The sequence below is a fragment of the Microcystis sp. LEGE 08355 genome (assembly GCF_015207185.1).
In the GTDB taxonomy this organism is placed as follows: Bacteria; Cyanobacteriota; Cyanobacteriia; order Cyanobacteriales; family Microcystaceae; genus Microcystis; species Microcystis panniformis.
Window position 1 is genome coordinate 1 of record NZ_JADEXI010000019.1, and the last position, 20,670, is coordinate 20,670.

The following is a 20,670-nucleotide window of genomic DNA, read 5'->3' on the forward strand; positions in this document are numbered from 1 at the left end:
ACATAAGGATTTAGTCTATTTATGCCCCCCTATCGAACCATAACAAGTCCCGAAGAGCCAATAATATTTGGAAAACAACCCTTGTGAAAGAAGCCTTAGATGATTTTGTCCGCAGTATGCGGATAGGAGAAATTTTAACTTGGTTGCCTCTCTGGGGATTTGATAGAGCTTTAGGGTTATTTCTGCAAGCGAAGTTTTTTCAAAAAGATATGTATATCGGTCATTGGATGCCCGAACCCAGTCAAATAAGATATATAGTCAGACCTTACTCCATGAAAACCCCCAGAATTCTTTTTCCTTCCGATGCTTTACTGGTCAAGCGATTTCCCCAGTATGGTTATTTCTGGAATCTTGTCTTCGAGGAGTTATACAATGGCATCAAGACCAAAATCAAAAGTCTCTGGAAAGCATGAATAATTATTGTATTATACTTTACCAATCTCTTTTTATTTCCTAATCACTCAAGTCACCGAGATAGGCTTTATCCATTACTAGGCTCAATTGAAGTTGGCTGTATAAGCTATATGCTGTCAGGGTTTCCTCTTTAACTACTCTCTGCTGGCTCTTCTGGTTTCTGTGTGGAAACGAGGTCTATACTGATAGAATATCCGCAAAATAGTCCTAAAAGTCTTGCCAAATAAGCACTTCAGGATTACATAAGCAAAAATGATCACACAAAGTCGAGAAGAGCCCTCTGCTTCATTATTTCTTAACAAAAAGTCTCTTAATCGCGAGGTTAAACCCGATTTCGGGAATTAAAAAGTTCAGGTAATTCAATCTGACTTTTTTCGTAATCTTGGGGGATGCCTATATCAATAAAATATTCGTCAGAAATAAAGCCATACATAGGAATTTTCTCGCTATAAACTTTGAGAAAGTCGTCCTCAAAAGAAAATTTTGATGGCAGATCAAAGCTGGATAATATGTTTTTCCATACACAATATATGCCGCCATTAATATAGCCCTTATCTTGATATTTTTTGGATTCAAACCCGATAATTTTTTGATCATCGTCTAGGAGAACATTATTATAACGATCAAAGTCAGTTAGGGGCTTCAGAGCAACAGTTATCAGGGATTTCTTTTGATTATGTAAATTAATTAAGGCGGATAAATTGACATTAAACAAGGTATCTCCGTTAACAATTAATGCTTGTTCGGTTTCAATTCTATTTAGTGCCAACTGGATCGCTCCTCCAGTTCCTAATGGTGTATCTTCTATCAGATAAGTTAGCTCATATTCCTTATATTTATAACCAAAATGATCGATAATTTTCTGATGTTCATAGCCCACAGAAACTAAAAATTTGTTAGTAATTTTTTGAGAGATTAAGTAATCTAATAGATATTCTAAAAAAGGTCTGTCGGCAACGGGAGCCATAGGTTTTGGTAAACTGTTGATGACTGATCGCAACCTAGTTCCTAACCCACCCGCCAGAATAATTACGTCCATAGATACACCTCAAAAATTTGAATTATTGCCAATCTTTTAAAAACTATTTTTAGGATTATAGGGATAATCTCCCCCATCGCTGCCTTTGCTTGTTATAATGTCCATGCTTGGGTTCCGTATTTGGTAAAGTGAAAATTAATCACTTGGCCTCCTTCTGATTTCAAAGCTTTTATTACTGCGATTTTCTTGGTAGGATCGACCATAAAGATAATAAAACCACCGCCACCGGCTCCCGATATTTTGCCCGAATAGGCCCCGGTTTCCCTCGCTACCTGATAAATGCGATCAATCTGCGGATTACTAATTAATTTGGATAATTTCTTTTTCGCTTCCCAAGAAGTTCTCAGAATTTCTGCTATCCCCATAAAATCTGATTTAAGCAGTGCTTCTTTAAAGAGAATTGCCTCTTTTTTGAGCTGATGGGTAGCGGCGATCGCTTGCTCATTTTTTTCTTGGACATTCTGAATTTGATCCTCAATTACTTGAGATGAGTAGCGAGAAATGCCTGTATAGTAGAGGATCAGAGAGACTTCTAATTCGTTAATTACCCAATTTTTAATTCTCAAAGGATTAACTATGACTCGATCTTGTTCATAAAATTCCATAAAATTAAAACCGCCAAAAGTAGCAGCGTACTGATCCTGTTTCCCCCCTAACCAGCCTAGGTCAATTCGTTCGATCTCGTAGGCTAAATGGGCGATATCGTACTCGCCTAGGGGTAATTTTAACAGTTCCACAAAGGCTTTAACTATGGCTACGGCTAGGGTAGAAGAAGAACCCAATCCCGAACCAGCTGGCGCATCGGAAAAAGTGGTGATTTGCAGCGGCAAAGGTTGCCCTTGATTAAAGTCTTTAATCAAACGATTGTAGACCGCTTTATGCAGATCTAGAACACCGTTATAGGGGAGAGGAAACTGAAGCGTTTCTATTTGTTGTTCTCCCCGATCAGCGGCAACAAAAATGACCTGTTTGTCGGTAATTTCCGTGACTGTACAGTAGGCATAGAGATCGATAGTAGCGTTGAGAACGTAACCCCCATAAAGACTACAGTAAGGTTCCACATCGGTGCCGCCACCACCTAAACCTAATCTTAAAGGAGCTTTGGTTCTGATGATCATGGGTATGCTGTTTAGGTTGATTTTTTGTTAGGGGATTTTAGTTGGGAAAGAGAGCTTCTTCGATCGCTAAACAAATAGTATGAAGAACAAAACCATGACCTTCTTGAATGCGCGGGGTACTGGTGCTAGGAATCATCAAACAATAATCGGTTTTTTCCTCTAGAGCTAATCCCTTCGCCCCAGTTAAACCGATGCTAGTGAGACCTTTTACTTGACAAACTTTGAGAGCTTGATGGATATTAGCGGAATTTCCCGAAGTGGAAATACCGATAAACACATCACCAGGGTTTCCTTCCGCTTCTATCTGGCGGCTAAAAATATATTCGTAACCATAATCGTTAGCGATTGCTGTTAAACTGGCGATATCGCTATTGAGGACGCGAACTGGCAAAGACTGTCTTTCTTTCAGAAATCGGCCGTGCAGCTCACCGCCAAAATGGATAGCATCGGCGGCACTGCCTCCATTACCTGCGACTAATACTTTGTGGTTGTTGCGATAAGCATGGATACATACTTGGCAAATCTCTTGGATTTTCTCTAGATATTTTGTCTCGGTTAGTAGTTTTTTCTTCAGGTTATAAGCTTCTTCCAATTCAGTCTTGATTAAAATTGACAGAGACGGATCACTCTGGAAACTATCTAATTTTTTGTTTGATTTTTCCACCATCGGCATAGGTTTGATTTTTCCAATTTTTATTAGTTGAATAAATTTAACTCTCAATCATTCTGTCATTACATTGAATAGTATCAAAAGACCAGAATCGCTCTCCATTAATTGGGGACAAAACCCCTAGCATGGTAGAATTGATCACGGGAATCGAGTCAAAAGAGTGATCTTTTGCCAGTTACTCTGGGAATATACCACAAACGCCCCAACCTTAGCACAATTTGTTTTGTTTGTAAATAAACTTTTGATATATTCTGGCCGGGATGGAGGATTTCTGCGCGGGGGATTCCACCTTTGCCAGTCTTGGCCTTTTGTGTGGCTGGACAAAAATGTTAACAATTCCTGACAATACCGCCGATATAATCAAAAGCCCAAAGGCCTGAGGGCGTATAATATGCCCTGATTGCTATACTCTGACACCTAGATAGTGAGGAGAAGCAATTTAGCCGAGAAAACTAGCACAAATCGCGACAATCCCTCGAATTTTGTCTGTCCATCGGTTCAAGCTCTCGTCTCTGACAGAAGAACTGAGAATTCTAGTCCCCGACTCGAAAAAGTCCAACATCAATGAATCCTTTCCCCGCAATTTCCGTCAATGACGACGACCTAAAATACCCATCTCCGCCATCTCCGGGCAATTCTGACCGCGAAAGCGAAGATAGAGCAAAAAAGAACAAAGCCTTATTTCTCGATCGAGATGGGGTAGTTATTGACTATATTCCCTACCTGAGTAAACCAGAACAGGTGAGCATTCCCGCCGGGGCAGCGGCTGCCTTAAAACAGTGGCAGGATGCCGGCTATCTGCTGATCATCATCACCAATCAATCGGGACTTGCTAGGGGCTATTTCACTTGGGACGATCTAGCGGCGATTCACGGGCGTATGATTGAGGAATACCGACAATTGGGCGTGCATTTTCACGATCTTGCCATCTGCCCGCACCATCCCGACGAAGGTTGTCTGTGCCGTAAACCCTCCCCCTATCTGCTGCTGACAGCCGCCCACCAGTACGGAATCGATTTAGCCGGCTCGTTGTTTATCGGCGATGCGCCCAGTGATTTAGAATGCGCCCTAGAAGCTGGTTGTCAGCCCGTATTGCTCTTAACAGGGCGAGGAAAAGTCACCCTTGGGGAGATCGAGAAATACCCAGTTGAGATTCCCGTGTATGGCCAACTAAAGGAAACGGTAGAATTATTGTCAAAAACCGCTGCCGAGATAGAATTATGAGAATATTAGTCCTTTCTTGCCATAACTTTCCCTATCCACCTAGTCGCGGGGCAACCGAGGGTAGGACTTTTAACCTGATCAAATGTCTTCATCAAAATCATGATGTCACCCTGTTTGCCCGTCGGGTGGAGAATGTCACAGAAACTCAGATCGAAGAATTAAAAACCTTTACCAATCATCTTGTCTTATTTCCGCCCCAGGAAATTCCCGAACCAGGCAAGGGACTGACAAAACTAATCGGTAAAACAGGGCGCTTTCTGGAGGCAATAGTACAGATGACCCCTGCTAATGTTCTTAGTTATCGTTCGCCGCTCATTCAAAAGCGAATAGATGAATACGTCGAGCAGCAAAAATGTGATGTAATTATCTGCGCTCAGAGTATCAGCGAGATTTTTATCCGGCCGGAATACCGTCAGCGAGTCAAAACAGTAGTGGATATTCACAGTTCCGTGTACGGTTGGACACGCAATCATTTGGATAGAGGAGCCTCCGCCTATCCGCTGCGGGATTTTCTCTATCTGCCCTTACTCTATCAGTACGAAAAACGTTACTGTGCCAAGTTTTCGCAATTAGTGGCTACTACCGATTACGATCGCGAACAATTGTTAAAAATCCTCCCGGATGCACGGGTGGATATCGTGCCTAATGGCGTGGATTTAGACCTGTTTCCCTATCGTCCTCGGGATCCCGGCGGTCATAATTTGGTCTTTGTCGGTGCCATGAGTTCTACCCATAATATCGATGCCGCCCGTTTTTTTGTTTTAGAAGTCCTGCCAGTCATTCAACAGCGATATCCCGATACCACTTTAACCCTAGTGGGGGCCAACCCAGCCCCGGAAGTTCTCGAACTGGCCAAGTATCCCGGTGTGAGGGTGACGGGGACCGTTCCCTCGACAGTGGAATATTTACACCGAGGAACCGTTTGTGTGGTTCCCCTGCGGGTGGGATTGGGAATTAAGACCAAAACCCTAGAATCCATGGCCGCGGGGATTCCGATTGTCGCCAGCGATCGCGGTTTAGAGGGTTTAACGGTGGCAGCAGAGGGAATTCCCCCTAGGGCGCTGCGGGCTAATAGTGTTGCTGAGTACGTTACAGCGATCGCTAGGTTGTTCGATGATCCTTCTGTGCGAGAACAACTGTCCCATAATGGCCGGGCGATGGTGGAATCGGAGTACACCTGGGAGCGAGCGGGACAAAGGTACGAGGAAATTTTGCGGGACTAATATTGTTCTTAACCCCTGAATTTTACTTGAGACTGTTTGAGAGTTTTACCGCCATAAAAATTGATTTTTTGGAGCCTAATCATGAAAGTTTTAATAGTAGGAAATTACGTCAATGATCGGCAGATCAGTATCAATCGTTTTGTCGGTTTAGTGGAGAAAGGACTCAGACAAAAAGGACACGAAATTCGGCGAGTGCAAGCACAGCCTATTTTCGGTCAACTGAAATCCTCTCCCCAGGGACTCGGCAAGTGGTTAGGGTATATTGATAAGTTAATTATTTTCCCAGTGCAGTTACGTCAGCAGCTTGATTGGGCCGATATCGTCTGCATTTGTGATCAGGCGTTATCCTATTTAACTCCCTATCTAAAAGATCGCAAATATTTTGTCATCTGTCACGATCTGCTGGCCATTCGTTCCGCCCTAGGAGAAATTCCTGAAAATCCCACCAGTTGGACGGGAAAACAGTATCAGGCGATGATTTTGCGAGGATTCAAACAGGCTAAATATGTTGTCTGTTCTTCCGAAGCTACTCGTGCCGATGTTCTCCGTTTAACCAAAATTACCCCCGAACAAACGGAAGTGATCGAGGATTGCTTGAGTGAGGGATACGGTCCGATGACAAGAGCAGCGGCGGTAAATCTAGTGGCCAAATTTAACATTAATAGTGATTGTCCCTGGCTAATTCATGTCGGGGGCGACCAATGGTATAAAAATCGATTGGGATTGCTGAAAATATTCAAGAGGTTAATCGCTTTCCCCGGTCTGGAAAATTGCCGATTGATCCTGATGGGAAAACTTTTGCTGCCGGATATGCGAGAATTTGTTAATCAGAATAACTTGTCCGCACAAGTAATCGAATTAGGAACCGTCTCTGATGAGGATCTCCGCGCCTTTTATTGCCTAGCAACTGCTTTAATTTTTCCCTCCTTTCAGGAAGGATTCGGTGTTCCCGTTATTGAAGCTCAATCCTGTGGTTGTCCCGTCTTTACCTCCAATCGTCTCCCCATGACTGTTATCGCTGATGATGCAGCCGTTTACTTCGATCCCACCGAACACGAGGCCGCCGCTACTATTATTGCAGAAAATCTTCTCGCTCCCGATCGCCTGAAAGATTTGAGGCAAAAAGGTTTTATCAATGCCACTCGCTTTACTTACGAAAGAATGATCCAATCCTACCACCAGTTATTGCCAAAATTGTAGTCTACTGGAGTTTAGACTAACTCCCCCCAATCATAAGCTAAGACGCATTTAAACCGCTTATTCTTAGATTAATTGATACCTGCCATGCCCACGCCCAAATTATCTGGCAATTAGCGATTAATTAGGCTACTCTAACTAATATCCCCCCATTAGCCTCGATTTAGAACTGGCTTTTATTCGTCCCCACCTTATCATCGATTTTTTTCCAGAATCTTATGTCTGAAACTATCACTCCCGCCATTAGCGATCGCATCCGTAAACACAGGAACAAAGATCACGGTGATGCCGTGCTTTTCTACTTAGGTCTATCGGCGGTATTATTAAGCTTACATCTACCGGCAGCGGCGCAAAATTGTCGGCCACTTTCTTTATTAGGTGGTGAAGGTAGTGAAGTTACGAAAACTGTCTCACAACCCACTGTTCCAGGGCCTTTCGGTGTCACGATAACTCGTAATAATTGGAATACCGATTGGGCAGTTCCGGGGGGTAGAAGTTTTCAGAGGTTTATCGTTACGGTTTCTGTCCCCCAGGCGGCTTCCTTTGATATCCGGCTGTTTCTCAAGTATAGCGATCAAACTAACGAGGAATTTTTTAATACTAATGGAGTACGAATCGAACCCGATAAACCCTTAACAATTACTGCCACAGTACGGGCAAATGATCAACCTTTTCTAGTCAATCTTTTTGTCAATGGTATTCAGCACATCGGTAATACCTACACCGCTTCTGTTGTCGGTTGTGAACGATAAAATATATAGGGTGTACTGAAAAAAAGTTTTTCCCAGGGACAGGGTGTGGGGTTTTAATCTAAGAGGCATTTAAACCGCTTATCCGATTAGCTGAATCTCACCCCATCCCTTTACTGTTGCCTCTTGTCTCGTCTCAACAGGCAATTTAACTGCACGGGCAGCCCTGGATCTTACTCTTTGCCCCGATTGACCTTAAGTGGGACAATTAGAGCAATGCACAATTAAGGATTTTTGTCAAGAAAATAATATTAAACTTATCATTGATACCTGCCATCCCCAAGCTCAAATTATCTGGCAATTAGCGATTAATTACGCTACCCTAGCTAATATCCCCCCATTGGCCTCGATTTAGAACTGGCTTTTATCCGTCCCCACCTTATTATCGATTTTTTTCCAGAATATTATGTCTGAAACTATCACTCCCGTCATTAGCGATCGCATCTGTAAACACATGAATAAAGATCACGGTGATGCCGTGCTTTTCTACGCTCAAGTTTACGGTAATATTACCGATGCAGAAACCGCTCAAATGCTCTCCATCGATCCCGAAGGCATGGATTTAGCCGTAGAAAAATTAGGGGAGAGTCAAACAATTAGAATACCTTTTGAGCGCACCCTAGAATCAGCTAAAGATGCCCATAATATCCTCGTCGAGATGCTAAAAGTTAATCAAACCACCCCTTGACAAAGCCCGATTTTGCGACTATCACCGAAAAAGACCAACCTAGAGAATTAGCCCATGAATCAGGTTAACAGTACGGGAATAAAAATACCCAAGTCTGGCTGGCGCTTACTGCCTTTTTTAGTCTTGGGTATGCTAGTTTTTGCCTTTAATTCCTCCCTAGAATTAAATTATCTAGTCAAGGGTTATATTACTCTCTTGGAATTACAGACAGGCATCGTGTTTTTATACTTTCTTTTGGCTAAATTAGGGAAATCTCAAAAATTATGAGAAATAGAACTATAGCGGCTTTACTAGCCTTTTTTCTCGGTTATCTTGGCATCCATAAGTTTTATCTAGGGGAGAATTTGGCAGGTATTTTTTATCTACTTTTCTTCTGGACTTTTATCCCCGGCATCATTGCTTTTTTTGAATTTATTGGTTTAATCATCATGTCAGATCAAGCTTTTGATGCTAAATATAATCCTAACTATCTCCCCAGCAGTAGAGAGCGAGGACTGCCAGAATCAGCCCAGCAAAAAACCGCTACTTTACTCCAGCTTAAAAAACTTTACGATCAGGGAATTATTACTGCTGAAGAATACGAAGAAAAACGCAGAAAATATTTAGATTCTCTTTAAAAAAATATGTCTAATCTCTCTCCTCGCCCTCCCGAATCTTCCGAGTGGATCTGGCTATCTTTAGTCCCAGTTTTCGGGGGACTTGCCATTGCTAATGCTGGCAAAAAAACTAATAACCAAAGTTGGTTATCCGTCGGCATTGCCTTGACAATTATCTCCCTTATTTTCCTTACACAAGAGTCTTTTATCGTAATTTGGTTTGCCCAAATCGGACTGGGTTTATACATCCGTCAACAGCTTAATTCCCATCCAATAGCTTCGGGAAATAGAACCAATTCCAGACAGTCATTCTCTCCTCTCGAAAAAATTGATATTAACAGTTGTTCCACCAACGATCTGGTTTATAAATTAGGGTTGCCGATTGTCTATGCCAATGATATCGTTTCTGTCCGTAACGAAGGACATATTTTTACCCATTTAGAAGAATTACACTTCCTGGCTGGTTTACCAGAAAATTATCTCAAAAAACTAGAACCTTTGGTTATCTTTGCCTACGATATTCGCCAAGAAGTTGACGTTTCTTGGCGTTGTTTAAACTACTACTCCGTTGCGGAATTAGTCAATCTCGGTATTGACTTTTCCGTGGCTGATAAAATTGTCGCCGAAAGAGAAAAAAACGGTGTCTATCGTTCGGCGATCGAAGTAAGAAACCGTACAGGTATTCCCCTAAAATCCTATCAGCAATTGCTCTAATTCGCTTGATTCTAGTTATAGCTTAAATTGCTTTTCTATCAAAGACACGATCCAACTTCTAGGTAAAAAACGGGGCAGATTGACGATAATTTTATTAGCCAATTTACCGGCTACCACGTTGGGGCGCTTGTTTGCCAAGGCAGTTAAAGCCTCTTGTACCACCACTTCTGCCGAATCTAACCGGCCGTTTTTGCCCATAAAGGCACTGGGAAATCGGGCTACCTCAAAAAAATTAGATTCCGTCGGACCGGGGCAAAGAGCGAGGATTTCAACGCCTTTGTCTTTATTTTCTGCCCAGAGAGACTCGCTAAAACTGAGGACAAAAGCTTTTGTCGCCGCATAGACGGAAAGATAGGGCAGCGGTTGAAACCCGGCAATGGAAGCAACATTGATAATTGCCCCCCCAGTGCCAGCAAGCATGGGACGGAGAAAATAGTGGCTTAATTCCACCAATACCAGATTATTTAACTGGATCATTTCTAACTGTCGGGCTAAATCCTGTTCGCTAAAAGCCCCATAATCACCAAAACCGGCATTATTGACCAGTAAATCAACGTTGATTCCTTTTTGGTTCACCGTATCATATACCAGCTTTCCCGCCCCGGCAACGGTCAGATCTTGAACGATAACTGTCACTTTTACCCCGTATTGTTCCCCCAATTCCGCTGCTAATTGTTCTAGTTTATCCCTAGATCTAGCGACTAAAATTAGCTCCACTTGCCGTTGAGCAAGTTGACGAGCAAAGACGACACCGATACCAGTAGAAGCGCCAGTAATGAGGGCTGTTTTCATAGAAGATCAACCAAAAATAGCTTTTTTGCTGGAATTGTAGCACAATTACCCTTTCATTTACAGTTCTTAACTTGGCGGTCAAGACATTTTTTCAACTCAGAATATATGTTAGGCTAGAAATAGAACAAAGGTCGAGGGAGGTGCAGAAATGACAGTTATAAGCTTCACTGATCAAGATATTGCCAAATATACCGCCGCTGATATTGCTTCTTTAGCCGAACGACTAGAAAAAGACGAGTATAGCAACCCCTTCGAGGCTTTGCGGGATTGGCATCTGTTGCGAGCGATCGCTTTTCAAAGGCAGGAATTAGCCGAACCTTATCTTTATCTGTTGGATTTAGAAGCCTACGATGAGGCTTAAAGTTGCTTAGTTAAACAAAACTTAACACAAATTACTGGGGGTGTGAGACTAGCACACCCATTATTTTTGTTTATGGTATTCTCCGTCCGAAAAAAGCCCCTAGCTTTTTGCCCCTTCTTTCCCTACTATCAATAACAAGGTATTTTTAGGCGATCGACTAAATTATGGGCAAACAATACAACGTTTATGGGATCGGTAACGCGCTCGTCGATATGGAATTTCAAGTCTCTCCTGAATTACTGCAAGAATTAGGCATCGATAAAGGAGTGATGACGCTGGTGGACGAAAATCGTCAAACCCAGTTGATGGAAAAATTGGCTTTTGATTGTAAACGCAGCGGTGGCGGATCGGCGGCGAATACCCTAGTAGCGATCGCTCAGTTGGGGGGTAGAGGTTTCTATTCCTGTAAAGTGGGTAATGACGAATTAGGTAAGTTTTATCTGCAAGATCTGCGGGCCTGTGGTTTGCATACCAATGAACATGGCGGCGAAAAAGAGGTGGGAATCACAGGAAAATGTCTAGTTTTCGTCACCCCCGATGCCGATCGCACCATGAATACTTTTCTCGGCATCACCGGGGAAATTTCCGAACGAGAATTAGTCCCTTCAGCGATCGTTAATGCCGATTATCTCTATCTCGAAGGTTATCTCGTCACCTCTCCCACTGCCAAAGCTGCCGCTATTAAAGGGCGAGAAATTGCTCAGGCTGCTGGAGTCAAAACCGCTTTATCCCTGTCGGATCCCAATATGGCGATCTTCTTCCGGGAGGGATTACTGGAAATGATCGGAACGGGGTTAGATTTCGTTTTCGCTAATGAGTCGGAAGCTTTGACTATTTCCGGCAGCGAGGAAATTGAGTCAGCGATCGCCTATTTTAAAACCATTGCCAAAGGATTCGCTATCACCCGGGGTGCCAGTGGTTCTTTGATCTATGATGGCGAAAATCTCCTGGAAATTGACCCCCATCCCGTACAGGCGATCGATACCGTCGGCGCGGGGGATATGTATGCAGGTGCGTTTCTCTACGGTATTACCCACGGTATGGGTTACAAAGGGGCGGGAAATCTCGCTTCTCTAGCGGCTGCCCGGGTGGTTTCTACTTTTGGGGCGCGTTTACAAACCGAGGAAATTCAATCCCTGCGCGATTTGATCGTTTTGGGATAGGTTTTGTCAGTGATCAGCTTTCAGTCATCGGGAGTCAGGTTTTTTCTCCCTGCTCCCTGCTCATAGACAGTCTTAACCAGTAATTTAGATAGGGTTTGCTGAATAAATTTGAAATGTAGGCAAAGTAAGGGTTTTGGAGCTTTTCTCGCGAAACAGGTGCAAGATTTTGAGAGAATCGTCGTTCAAAACCTTGCGTCTTCATCGGCCCGCGTCCTGTAGGGGCGAAGCATTCGGGCAATAACCTATCGGTGAAAACGTAGATTTTCTATCCGAATGCTTCGCCCGTACTTATTCAGCAAACCCTAGATAGTCATACTAAATCCTGTTTAAAAGGTATAGGAGAGTGGGGAGAAGGGAGCGGGTTTTTCAAGTGGGATTGGGGGTTAATCATGCTATTAAAAACCGATTCAGTATAACGGTAAAGTTAGACCGTCTTCACCGATAACTTTGGCTGAGTCATAGCGCCTCAATTGTAACGCGCCCACCTTCCACTGCCTCAATCTGAAGTTTAAAGCCATACAAAAGACCCATCCCCACACATCATACTCGCTTTCTCTGGCTGCGACTGCCAAAACGGAAGACGGCTCTATGTCCAATCCGAATCACCCAAGGTTGAGCATCAGGGACACGCTCCTAGAGATGATCGGTAGCAGTAATCGTATCGTCGGCAAGCTCAAACGCTCCAGTTTCGATGTCGATCGCCACAATTCTCCCCTGATTTCCCTCCTCCACTTGAGAACGTACCTGAGATTCATAAATCTCATTACCACGTCGAGGGAATTCTTCTTTGCTGTAGCGGGGTTGTCGAACTGTCATTGGCTTGACCCTGTGGCAACTTTTGCCCTCTATTTTAACCTAAACATTGGGAATCTTCGCTAACATTCCCCAACTGAGCCCACAAGAGCGGCATCGCACTTTAACCCACAGCTTCAATCAATGGGCATGGTGCGTTCCCCAAAATCTATTAGTGGAGCAGTGGGAGCCACATTAGGGAACGCACCCTACCAGATCGGCGATCGCACTTTTTGGGATCGGGTCGGGTGCATGATGATGTTAGGCGGCTGCTTTTATCGCTACCAAGCAAGATGCTCTGCTAGATATCTTGATTACCTATAGCTGCCTTGCTGTTGAGCAGATTGGCGCCTAGCACCATGACGCATTGAGCTACCACAAGAAGATAATCATGCAACATAGTCATTTCATTCGTGCCTCGTTGTATGCTCTTGAGTGCATTGACTAATGGCTCAACACCAATATCGTAGTGCGCACCCTCTGTATCGGCAAAAGCGCGAATCACTTCGTCATTTGTATAGAGATTAGATTGATAACGAGCCGCCTTCTCCTGTAGCCAGAAATCTATATCCATGGGAACCTGTGATTCTGAGACCTTTTCTGGGCTAAAGTCTATTGAGATTGAAAGAGATATCGGTAGCTTCACATCTGAGTATGGATTCCAGTACTGTGGCAGCAGAGGGGGAATACAATAGAGAATAAGTGGAAGGTTCAGTTCTCCAGCACACCTCTGCAGCAATGGTTTCTGGGACTTTGGTCGGCAGATAAGAGCACGCAGTCGAGTTGCAAGTGCTGTGTCCTGATACAGTTCTCCCCGTCTAATGGCTGCAATCTGATCGTTTAGCTGCTTTAGCGCGTTGGAAAGATCAACGTATGGTTTGTCAGGTGAAGTAGGTATGCGACCAAGTCTTGTTGTCAGATCAAATGCTTCGCTTTGTCTTTTAGCCCTACATTGTTCGTTGTCATTGGTTATGTCTTGCCAGAATGCTGTATCAGTGGGCCCTCCTGATGCAGACCATTGAACACTGGACTCGGTATTCTGTTCTAGATTAGTAGACGCTACGTGATAGCCATTGATACGTAAGTCTACTTCTCCATGATCCCAAGAAGCAAAAAAGATGAACTTAGAAATCTGAGGTCCTGAGACTATAGGGCAGGTTTCGATTTCTACTGAATATTCTCCCTGTAATTGCAGAACAAGCTTGATCGTGGAATTTGGCGTTGCATATAAGTCAAGGATTCCATTCTCTAGGATCAGCTGGCACAATCTCTCCTCTTGTAATGCGGGCCAGTATGGATAAGGCCCCATTACCATAAATAATGATCCTGTGAGGTTTGGTTTTGCAGATGTCATGGCCTGAAAGTATTCCAAAAAATCGGAGATCCCCCTTAGAGCACCTAACTACATATTATAGGTCAACTTTCTGTATAAAACTCTCCAGAGTAACGATATGGGTCAACCTTCTGTATATCACTCCATTTAGGCGCAATCGCCAGAAGTTTTCCCTATATCACCCCCAAAAGCCTGTTAGCCAGATTAGCATATTGCCAAAAACCTTGTTTAACTAAATTCCTGACAATTAGGCTCATTCTAGCGATGATTACTATATCTGACCGCACCCCTTGACAGAAATTTACAATTATTCGACCTTTAGCGATCGCTATCGGGGGATAGTTGTTTTTTGTTACAGCAGTGGGGAGAAGGGAGCGGGTTTTTCAAGTTGGATTGGCAGTTAATCATGCTATTAAAAACCGATTCAGTATAACGGCTAAGTTGAGCGGCGGCTAATATCCTTTGCACCACTATCAATATCTCTCGCTCGTCCGCTCCAACGTGTTGTTAGACCGTGTTTTCGAGATAAGGTTACAACTTCTCTGCCACTTTCAGCTTGTTGCTTTTGCAAATCAGCAAAGATGGCTTTCAAGTCATGATTGAATGACCGAGAGTACTCTTCACGAATTTTGTGGATCTCTTCCACAATCTCATCCTGAAACATAATCAACCTCCGAGAAGTTCATAGGGTGTACAAAGAATTGGCAACTCGTAGCCAAAATCAAGGCTGATCTCTGCCAACTTTCCCTGAATTTGAGCATTGGCGATGTGCTTGCAATTCCAGGTGAGCAGGTAATCCATGCCGTGAACGGTTGCGGTGGCGATATGAACAGCATCAATATCAGCTTTTGCGGGAAGGTTGCTGCGTTCCAAAAATTGCTCTGCTAAATCTAGCACAGCTTGGTTCAAGTCGAGTAAAGATAGATTAGCAAGGATTTCTAGTCGTTGAGATGCGATCACAACATCACCTTGTGAGGTTTCTTTCACGACCGCTTGGGATGAGTAAAGTTGAAAATCGCCGCGACGTGTATTCCACCACTCCTTCGTCACCTCAATATTTGCGGCCACAACAATATCTCTGCTGGGTCGAGCAGTAAGATAGCCTAAGATACTGGTTTCAATATAGACGGTTTCGCTCACGGCAATCTAGAAAATCTATCCAATGCCTATCCTACCGCATTTAATCTTGGTTCTGAGGGTGTTGGGTAACAGTCGTCAACCCAACCTTGTACGTGAAATATTCTTGTCAGCATAAAGTTGCCGCAGAAAGCGGTAGTCCCTGATCAAGCAACAGCTTCATAGCGATTAGGAAGTTCAATGATGCGATCATCCAAGTAAGAAGAGGCAAAAATTAGGGCTTGTCGAATATCTTCATCCTCCAGTTCGGGAAACTCTTGATGTAATTCTGCTCGATCGGGATAAGTTGCCAGTAGCTCAATCACTCGACGAACCGTAAGGCGAAGGTTACGGATGCAGGGTTGCCCATTCATACGGTTTGGATGGCTCGTAATACGATCTAGTTTCATTAGAGTAATTCTATTTCTTCATGATCATTCTAACCTTTAGCGGGGGTAAGCAATGCCTGAAAGACATCCCCCACATATCCATTCTCTGTCATCAGATAAACCGTCACCCATACTATCTTTATATCACGCCCAAAAGCCTGTTAGCCAGATTAGCCCACACCACACTTAAACCCACAGCTTCAATCAATGGGCATGGTGCGTTCCCCAAAAATCGATCGCTGGAGCAGTAGAAGTTGCATTAGGGAACGCACCCTACAAGATCGGCGGTCGCACTTTCCGTATAACACTCTCTGGGGTAACGATATGGGTCAATTTTCTGTATAACACTTCATTTAGGCGCAATCGCCAGAACTTTGCCCTATATCACACCCAAAAGCGTGTTAGCCAGATTAGCATATTGCCAAAAACCTTGTTTAACTAAATTTCTGACAATAAGCTAGGATAATACGATCTTTCTGGGATTCTAGCGATGATTCCTATATCTGACCGCACCCCTTGACAAAAATTTACAATTATTCGACCTTTAGCGATCGCTATCGGTGGATAGTTGTTTTTTGTTACAGCAGTGTGGAGCAGTCTAACTGATGGTTATATTTCCAGATTATCGCCGGTAGGAAACCAATCTTGATCGAGAATTTGTTCAAGGGAACCAATGGGAATAGCGGGGAAAGTATCGAGGGGTAATTGAGTTCTAACTTGAGCCTCTTTTCTAGCAAATTGATAGCATTCCTCAAAGATTTCGAGAATATAGGGTTTCAGACTAGGGCTATCTTTAATTTCTTTGATTATTTGTCGGCGAAAGTTGATAATTTCTCCTTTCCAGTGACCCTCATTTCTTGCTCTTTCTCCTGTCCAGTAAGTTAGTTTCAGCAAATGTACCAGCAATTGAATCAAAAGATTTTCGATTTTGCGCTTTTCACTCCTTCCCATACTTGCTAATTCCTCCAGTAAATTCTCTAAATCTACCCGCTCAAACTGTCTGGCTTGCAGTTGATTAATAGTGGTTCTAATCCAGAGATAAAAGTCTTGTTCGTACAGGGTTTTATTGTCCATAATTGACCTCTAGATATTACTCATGGTTAGTTATTAGTGGGAAACCAATCTTCATCGAGAATTTGTTCAAGGGAACCAATGGGTATAGCGGGAAAAGTATCGAGGGGTAATTGAGAGCGATCGCTGGTATTTTTTCGGGCTGAAAGATAACATTCATCGAAAATTTCCAAAAGATAGGAGTTGAGACTAGGACTATCTTTAAGTTCATCTAATATATCGAGACGAAAAGTTCTAATCTCTCCCTTCCAGTGACCTTCGTTTCTCTCTCTTTCTGCTGTCCAATATTTGAGTTTAAGTAAATGTTCTAATAATCGGGTTAACCGACTTTTGATTGTGCGCTTTTCACCCCTTCCCATACTTGCTAATTCCTCCAGTAAATTCTCTAAATCTACCCGCTCAAACTGTCTGGCTTGCAGTTGATTAATAGTAGTTCTAATCCAGAGATAAAAGTCTTCTTCGTACAGAGTTTTATTGTCCATAGATACTTAGTTAAACTGAATAAATGGGGATAATCATTAAACTTAACTGTATAAACTAGCCACATATTCACCGTAGCCATTATAGGGCAGAGTTTCGATAATTTCCCAAGATAAATCACTTCTACTGCCGATAAATTTCTCCGTTGCTTGCGACCAACGGGGATGGGGTTTACTGGGGTTTACATTAGCCTCAAAATCGTATTCATGAGCGTCAATTGTGTTCCAGTAGGTGGCGGGTTGTTTGGCGGTAAATTCAATTTTTACTATCGATTTTGCTCCTTTAAAACCGTATTTCCAAGGAATAACCATTCGCAAGGGTGCGCCGTGTTGTTTGGGTAAATCATGCCCGAAAATTCCCACAGCAAAGAAAGCTAATTCGTTGGCCATTTCTTCAATTCTTAAACCTTCTGTATAGGGCCAGGGTAAGGGACCTAAATGTAATCCTGGCCCCTTAGTAATTTCGGGATCATAAAAGGAAGTAAAACGGACGAATTTAGCTTCTGGTTTTGGTTCCACTGCCGCAATTAAAGCACTCATGGGAAAACCCAACCAAGGTAAGACCATTGACCAAGCTTCCACACAACGAAAACGATAGATTCTTTCTTCGAGAGGAAAGGTTTTTTTAATAGTATCTATATCGTAGGTTTGGGGATTTTTTACCAATCCTCCCACTTCTACCGTCCAGGGATTCGTCGTTAGTTTCTGCGCTTTTAACCAGATATTTTTCCCCCCTCCGAACTCATAAAAATTGTTATATTTCCCTGCTACAGTTTCGGCAACTATAGGGCGATTTACCGTTAAAAACTGCGAATTTTTGCTGAACCCTGCAATTTTAGGTAATTGCAAACTTTTTTCTAAAGCTTCCGAGGAAGAGGATTTACCACAAGCAGTTAATAATAGGGAACTCCCCGCAATTCCTGTCCCGATTAACCCCTGTAAAAAGCGACGACGGTTAAAAAAAACACTTTCGGAAGTGACTTCATTTTCGGAAATTTGCCAAGATTTAGCTAAACGAATCAAGACCATAATTATCCCCAATTTTATTGACAAAAAAGCAGAGTTATGATATGGGATACCACAACTCTGATTGTACAATAGTTTGTCAGTTTTTTTAAGAAATTTCGGCGAGCATCGGGGCCGTCACCAGAGGTTCCCGTCGTCCTTTTAAGACCATGGGAACTCCTCGCGAGGGAGCAAGGGTGACACCGCGGCGACTGGGTTTTTCGGGGGTATTATTAACTAGAGTTAACTGATAATTGGCCAAAATTGTGGCGATAGCGATTTTCATCTCGTAGATAGCTAAAACTTCCCCGATACAACGACGCGCTCCACCACCAAAAGGCATATATTCGTAGGGGGTGAATTGTTTTTCTAAAAAGCGTTCTGGTTTAAAAGTATGGGAATCGGGGAAAGTTTGCTCGCGGTGGTGAGCTAGATAAATACAACCCATAAGAATTGTCCCTTTTTCTAAAGGATAACCATCTAGTTCTACCGGTTCTTCCACTGCTCGCGGAAAAGTTAACATTCCCACGGGATGAATGCGTAAAGTTTCCGAACAAACCGCCGAAAGATAGGGTAATCGAGTTATATCAATGGGGTTAGGATTATCTCCTAAAGTGGCTATTTCTTGCAGAATTTTTGCTTGAATTTCTGGGTAGCGATGAGTCCAGTAGAGCACCCAAGACATAGCGGTGGCTGTGGTTTCATGACCGGCGAATAATAAGGTCATTAATTCATCGCGCAATTCCTTATCGCTCATCGGGTTGCCTTCTTCATCCCGGGCCGACATCAGTAGTGATAAAATATCGTTGCGATTGGGGTTAGGATTAGCTTTTCTTTCGGCAATTTCTGTATAGATAATATCATCAATTTTTTCTTGGTAACGCTGGTATTTTCCCCAGGGACTCCAAGCACCCAAATCAGCACGCAAAATTGGGAAAAATAGCAAAGAAGCCATCACCGGAGAGTTAAAAATATCAAGCATTTCAGCCAGAATTTTTTTCAGGGTTTGATAACGTTCCCCTTGACTAATTCCAAAAACTGCCTCCATAATTACTTGTAAAGCAATCGCTGTGGTCGCTGAACGGGCTTTAAAAGGTTGATTTTGGGGCAATTCTGCCATTACTCTCAGGGTAATATCGCGGATTAAATCGCCGTAGAAACGCATTCTTTCCCCGTGAAAAGGTGGCAATAAAAGCTGACGGCGTTTTTTGTGGATGTCTCCGTCTAACATGACGACGGAATAATCACCAATAATCGGGGCAATAATCCGATTTGCTTCCCCCGGTGCCGAAAATTGTTTACGGTCATTAGTTAAAACCTGTTGTAGGGCCGCAGGACTACTGACAAAGATAAAATTATCTACAGTTAAACCCACTTTTGTGCTAAAAATATCGCCATGCTTGCGGGCGGCATTTTCCATAAAAGCTACAGGATTAATGATCCATTGTGCCATTTGCAGGAAGGTGGGGGCTTTGACCTTGGGGATGATTTTCATAGATTAATTGCTATATCCAATGCTAATTATTTCTAATTGTGACATTTTTTTCCCAGAGACGGCAAGGTGTAATATCAAGTAAACAGCAAAAATTACCGGGCTGTTCCTTGTCTTATCTTCTGGGAGAGAGGGGGATTTTCTGGGAATTTTCAGGATTGGCTTTCTGGTCTAAACAATGATAATCGCGGTAGAATAGCCCCCAGTTCTATTTAATTCGCTTTTATAGTTCAATCTCTCTTTTTTCATTCCTTATAGGGACTTTTTATGATTATTTCCAAGTTTTTGCCCTTAGGAAAAACTGTGATTATCAGGCATTTACCGTTATTAACTACATTTAGCCTTGTTTTTTTCCTGACTACTCCCCCCGCTTTTGCCCTCCAATCCAGTGCCTCCACAGGTTTTAATCCTCAAACTATTCTTTTCCATGCCTTAACTTGGGTGGATAGTTTGGGAGCCGTAGGAGCGATCGCGTTTATAATTATCTATATTCTAGCTACTGTGGCCTTTTTTCCAGGTTCAATCCTGACTTTCGGGGCTGGTGTGGTTTTTGGCCTGGTTTTAGGCTCTTTTTACGTCTTTATCGGGGCAACTATCGGCTCCGCTGCCGCTTTTCTGGTGGGACGTTATTTGGCTAGGGGTTGGGTGGCGGAAAAAATTCAAGGTAATAATAAATTTCAAGCTATCGATGAAGCTGTGGGGAAAGAAGGCCTAAAAATAGTGCTTTTAACCCGGTTATCTCCCATATTTCCTTTTAATCTGCTCAATTATGCCTATGGTGTCACTGGGGTTTCCCTGAAAGACTATCTACTAGGTTCCGCGGGCATGATTCCGGGGACGATAATGTATGTTTATATTGGCTCTTTAGCGGGCAGTCTTGCCACTATCGGCACCTCAACACCAGCCACTAACCCAGTTTTACAATGGACTATTCGCCTGATCGGTTTTATCGCTACCGTTGCCGTCACCCTCTACGTCACAAAAATTGCCCGTCAGGCCCTGGCATCAGTTATCAATGAATAGTAATCATTTATCAGTCAGGGGT

General features: G+C 43.1%; 25 protein-coding genes and 1 pseudogene. 13 read left to right on the forward strand and 13 right to left on the reverse strand.

Features of this window, described 5'->3' with window-relative positions:
• Window positions 1-83 precede the first annotated feature (83 nt).
• Window positions 84-413: a hypothetical protein gene (locus tag IQ242_RS01730; protein ID WP_228020771.1), complete on the forward strand. Its 330-nt coding sequence runs from the start codon at window positions 84-86 to the stop codon at window positions 411-413.
• A gap of 323 nt (window positions 414-736) precedes the next feature.
• Here the strand turns inward: IQ242_RS01730 and IQ242_RS01735 are convergent, their stop codons facing one another.
• The 3 genes from IQ242_RS01735 to IQ242_RS01745 form a co-directional block, all read right to left on the reverse strand.
• On the reverse strand, window positions 737-1,453 hold the full coding sequence (locus IQ242_RS01735) for a nucleotidyltransferase family protein (protein WP_193958817.1): 717 nt from the start codon (window positions 1,451-1,453) through the stop codon (window positions 737-739).
• A 92-nt stretch (window positions 1,454-1,545) separates the two neighbouring features.
• Complete coding sequence (locus IQ242_RS01740; RefSeq protein WP_193958818.1) at window positions 1,546-2,571, reverse strand: dehydrogenase; 1,026 nt, start codon at window positions 2,569-2,571, stop codon at window positions 1,546-1,548.
• A 37-nt stretch (window positions 2,572-2,608) separates the two neighbouring features.
• Window positions 2,609-3,244, reverse strand: a complete 636-nt coding sequence (locus IQ242_RS01745; RefSeq protein ID WP_193958819.1) for an SIS domain-containing protein — start codon at window positions 3,242-3,244, stop codon at window positions 2,609-2,611.
• Window positions 3,245-3,805: 561 nt separating this feature from the next.
• Between IQ242_RS01745 and IQ242_RS01750 the strand changes: the two genes are divergently transcribed.
• The 9 genes from IQ242_RS01750 to IQ242_RS01790 all read left to right on the forward strand — a co-directional run bounded on the left by IQ242_RS01750 (window position 3,806) and on the right by IQ242_RS01790 (window position 9,632).
• Entirely contained in the window at window positions 3,806-4,465 is a 660-nt protein-coding gene (locus tag IQ242_RS01750) for an HAD-IIIA family hydrolase (protein ID WP_193958820.1), read from the forward strand.
• The gene (locus IQ242_RS01755; protein WP_193958821.1) at window positions 4,462-5,688 is read left to right on the forward strand and encodes a glycosyltransferase family 4 protein; all 1,227 of its coding nucleotides are present in this window, start codon (window positions 4,462-4,464) and stop codon (window positions 5,686-5,688) included. Before IQ242_RS01750 ends, IQ242_RS01755 begins: the two co-directional genes overlap by 4 nt.
• A gap of 81 nt (window positions 5,689-5,769) precedes the next feature.
• Window positions 5,770-6,888: a glycosyltransferase family 1 protein gene (locus IQ242_RS01760; RefSeq protein WP_193958822.1), complete on the forward strand. Its 1,119-nt coding sequence runs from the start codon at window positions 5,770-5,772 to the stop codon at window positions 6,886-6,888.
• Between the two features lie 215 nt (window positions 6,889-7,103).
• Window positions 7,104-7,637 (forward strand): hypothetical protein, encoded by a 534-nt coding sequence (locus tag IQ242_RS01765; RefSeq protein ID WP_193958823.1) that lies wholly within the window; start codon window positions 7,104-7,106, stop codon window positions 7,635-7,637.
• Between the two features lie 196 nt (window positions 7,638-7,833).
• A complete protein-coding gene (locus IQ242_RS26980) occupies window positions 7,834-7,989 on the forward strand; it encodes a precorrin-6A/cobalt-precorrin-6A reductase (RefSeq protein ID WP_002768780.1) in 156 nt (51 codons plus the stop codon).
• A gap of 51 nt (window positions 7,990-8,040) precedes the next feature.
• Window positions 8,041-8,322 carry a DUF2470 domain-containing protein gene (locus tag IQ242_RS01775; RefSeq protein WP_002741445.1) on the forward strand — a complete coding sequence of 94 codons (282 nt, stop codon included), beginning with the start codon at window positions 8,041-8,043 and terminating at the stop codon, window positions 8,320-8,322.
• Window positions 8,323-8,376: 54 nt separating this feature from the next.
• Window positions 8,377-8,589: a hypothetical protein gene (locus tag IQ242_RS01780; RefSeq protein WP_193958824.1), complete on the forward strand. Its 213-nt coding sequence runs from the start codon at window positions 8,377-8,379 to the stop codon at window positions 8,587-8,589.
• On the forward strand, window positions 8,586-8,939 hold the full coding sequence (locus IQ242_RS01785) for an NINE protein (protein ID WP_045357333.1): 354 nt from the start codon (window positions 8,586-8,588) through the stop codon (window positions 8,937-8,939). Before IQ242_RS01780 ends, IQ242_RS01785 begins: the two co-directional genes overlap by 4 nt.
• A 6-nt stretch (window positions 8,940-8,945) precedes the next feature.
• Window positions 8,946-9,632, forward strand: coding sequence for a helix-hairpin-helix domain-containing protein (locus IQ242_RS01790; protein ID WP_193958825.1), 687 nt, complete (start codon window positions 8,946-8,948; stop codon window positions 9,630-9,632).
• Window positions 9,633-9,647: 15 nt separating this feature from the next.
• On the opposite strand, the gene IQ242_RS01795 is transcribed toward IQ242_RS01790, so the two are convergent.
• Window positions 9,648-10,424 (reverse strand): SDR family oxidoreductase, encoded by a 777-nt coding sequence (locus IQ242_RS01795; protein ID WP_193958826.1) that lies wholly within the window; start codon window positions 10,422-10,424, stop codon window positions 9,648-9,650.
• Window positions 10,425-10,572: 148 nt separating this feature from the next.
• Here IQ242_RS01795 and IQ242_RS01800 point away from each other — a divergent pair, with 148 nt between their 5' ends.
• The gene (locus IQ242_RS01800) at window positions 10,573-10,785 is read left to right on the forward strand and encodes a DUF2555 domain-containing protein (RefSeq protein WP_002732311.1); all 213 of its coding nucleotides are present in this window, start codon (window positions 10,573-10,575) and stop codon (window positions 10,783-10,785) included.
• 164 nt (window positions 10,786-10,949) lie between these two features.
• The gene (locus IQ242_RS01805) at window positions 10,950-11,948 is read left to right on the forward strand and encodes an adenosine kinase (protein WP_193958827.1); all 999 of its coding nucleotides are present in this window, start codon (window positions 10,950-10,952) and stop codon (window positions 11,946-11,948) included.
• Between the two features lie 540 nt (window positions 11,949-12,488).
• Here IQ242_RS01805 and IQ242_RS01810 read toward each other — a convergent pair.
• The 9 genes and pseudogenes from IQ242_RS01810 to IQ242_RS01850 all read right to left on the reverse strand — a co-directional run bounded on the left by IQ242_RS01810 (window position 12,489) and on the right by IQ242_RS01850 (window position 19,628).
• Window positions 12,489-12,764 (reverse strand): annotated as a pseudogene (locus IQ242_RS01810) (hypothetical protein).
• A gap of 277 nt (window positions 12,765-13,041) precedes the next feature.
• Window positions 13,042-14,112 carry a hypothetical protein gene (locus IQ242_RS01815; protein WP_228020772.1) on the reverse strand — a complete coding sequence of 357 codons (1,071 nt, stop codon included), beginning with the start codon at window positions 14,110-14,112 and terminating at the stop codon, window positions 13,042-13,044.
• Window positions 14,113-14,509: 397 nt separating this feature from the next.
• Window positions 14,510-14,737, reverse strand: coding sequence for a hypothetical protein (locus tag IQ242_RS01820; RefSeq protein ID WP_016516182.1), 228 nt, complete (start codon window positions 14,735-14,737; stop codon window positions 14,510-14,512).
• Window positions 14,738-14,739: 2 nt separating this feature from the next.
• Window positions 14,740-15,213, reverse strand: a complete 474-nt coding sequence (locus IQ242_RS01825; RefSeq protein ID WP_024970806.1) for a type II toxin-antitoxin system VapC family toxin — start codon at window positions 15,211-15,213, stop codon at window positions 14,740-14,742.
• A gap of 143 nt (window positions 15,214-15,356) precedes the next feature.
• Window positions 15,357-15,599, reverse strand: a complete 243-nt coding sequence (locus IQ242_RS01830) for a DUF433 domain-containing protein (protein WP_002790012.1) — start codon at window positions 15,597-15,599, stop codon at window positions 15,357-15,359.
• Between the two features lie 588 nt (window positions 15,600-16,187).
• A complete protein-coding gene (locus tag IQ242_RS01835; protein WP_193958830.1) occupies window positions 16,188-16,652 on the reverse strand; it encodes a DUF29 domain-containing protein in 465 nt (154 codons plus the stop codon).
• Window positions 16,653-16,678: 26 nt separating this feature from the next.
• A complete protein-coding gene (locus tag IQ242_RS01840; protein WP_193958831.1) occupies window positions 16,679-17,131 on the reverse strand; it encodes a DUF29 domain-containing protein in 453 nt (150 codons plus the stop codon).
• A 42-nt stretch (window positions 17,132-17,173) separates the two neighbouring features.
• On the reverse strand, window positions 17,174-18,157 hold the full coding sequence (msrP, locus tag IQ242_RS01845) for a protein-methionine-sulfoxide reductase catalytic subunit MsrP (RefSeq protein ID WP_193958832.1): 984 nt from the start codon (window positions 18,155-18,157) through the stop codon (window positions 17,174-17,176).
• Window positions 18,158-18,242: 85 nt separating this feature from the next.
• Window positions 18,243-19,628: a cytochrome P450 gene (locus IQ242_RS01850; RefSeq protein ID WP_193958833.1), complete on the reverse strand. Its 1,386-nt coding sequence runs from the start codon at window positions 19,626-19,628 to the stop codon at window positions 18,243-18,245.
• Window positions 19,629-19,892: 264 nt separating this feature from the next.
• On the opposite strand from IQ242_RS01850, the gene IQ242_RS01855 reads away from it, so the two are divergent.
• A complete protein-coding gene (locus IQ242_RS01855; RefSeq protein ID WP_193958834.1) occupies window positions 19,893-20,648 on the forward strand; it encodes a TVP38/TMEM64 family protein in 756 nt (251 codons plus the stop codon).
• Window positions 20,649-20,670 lie beyond the last annotated feature (22 nt).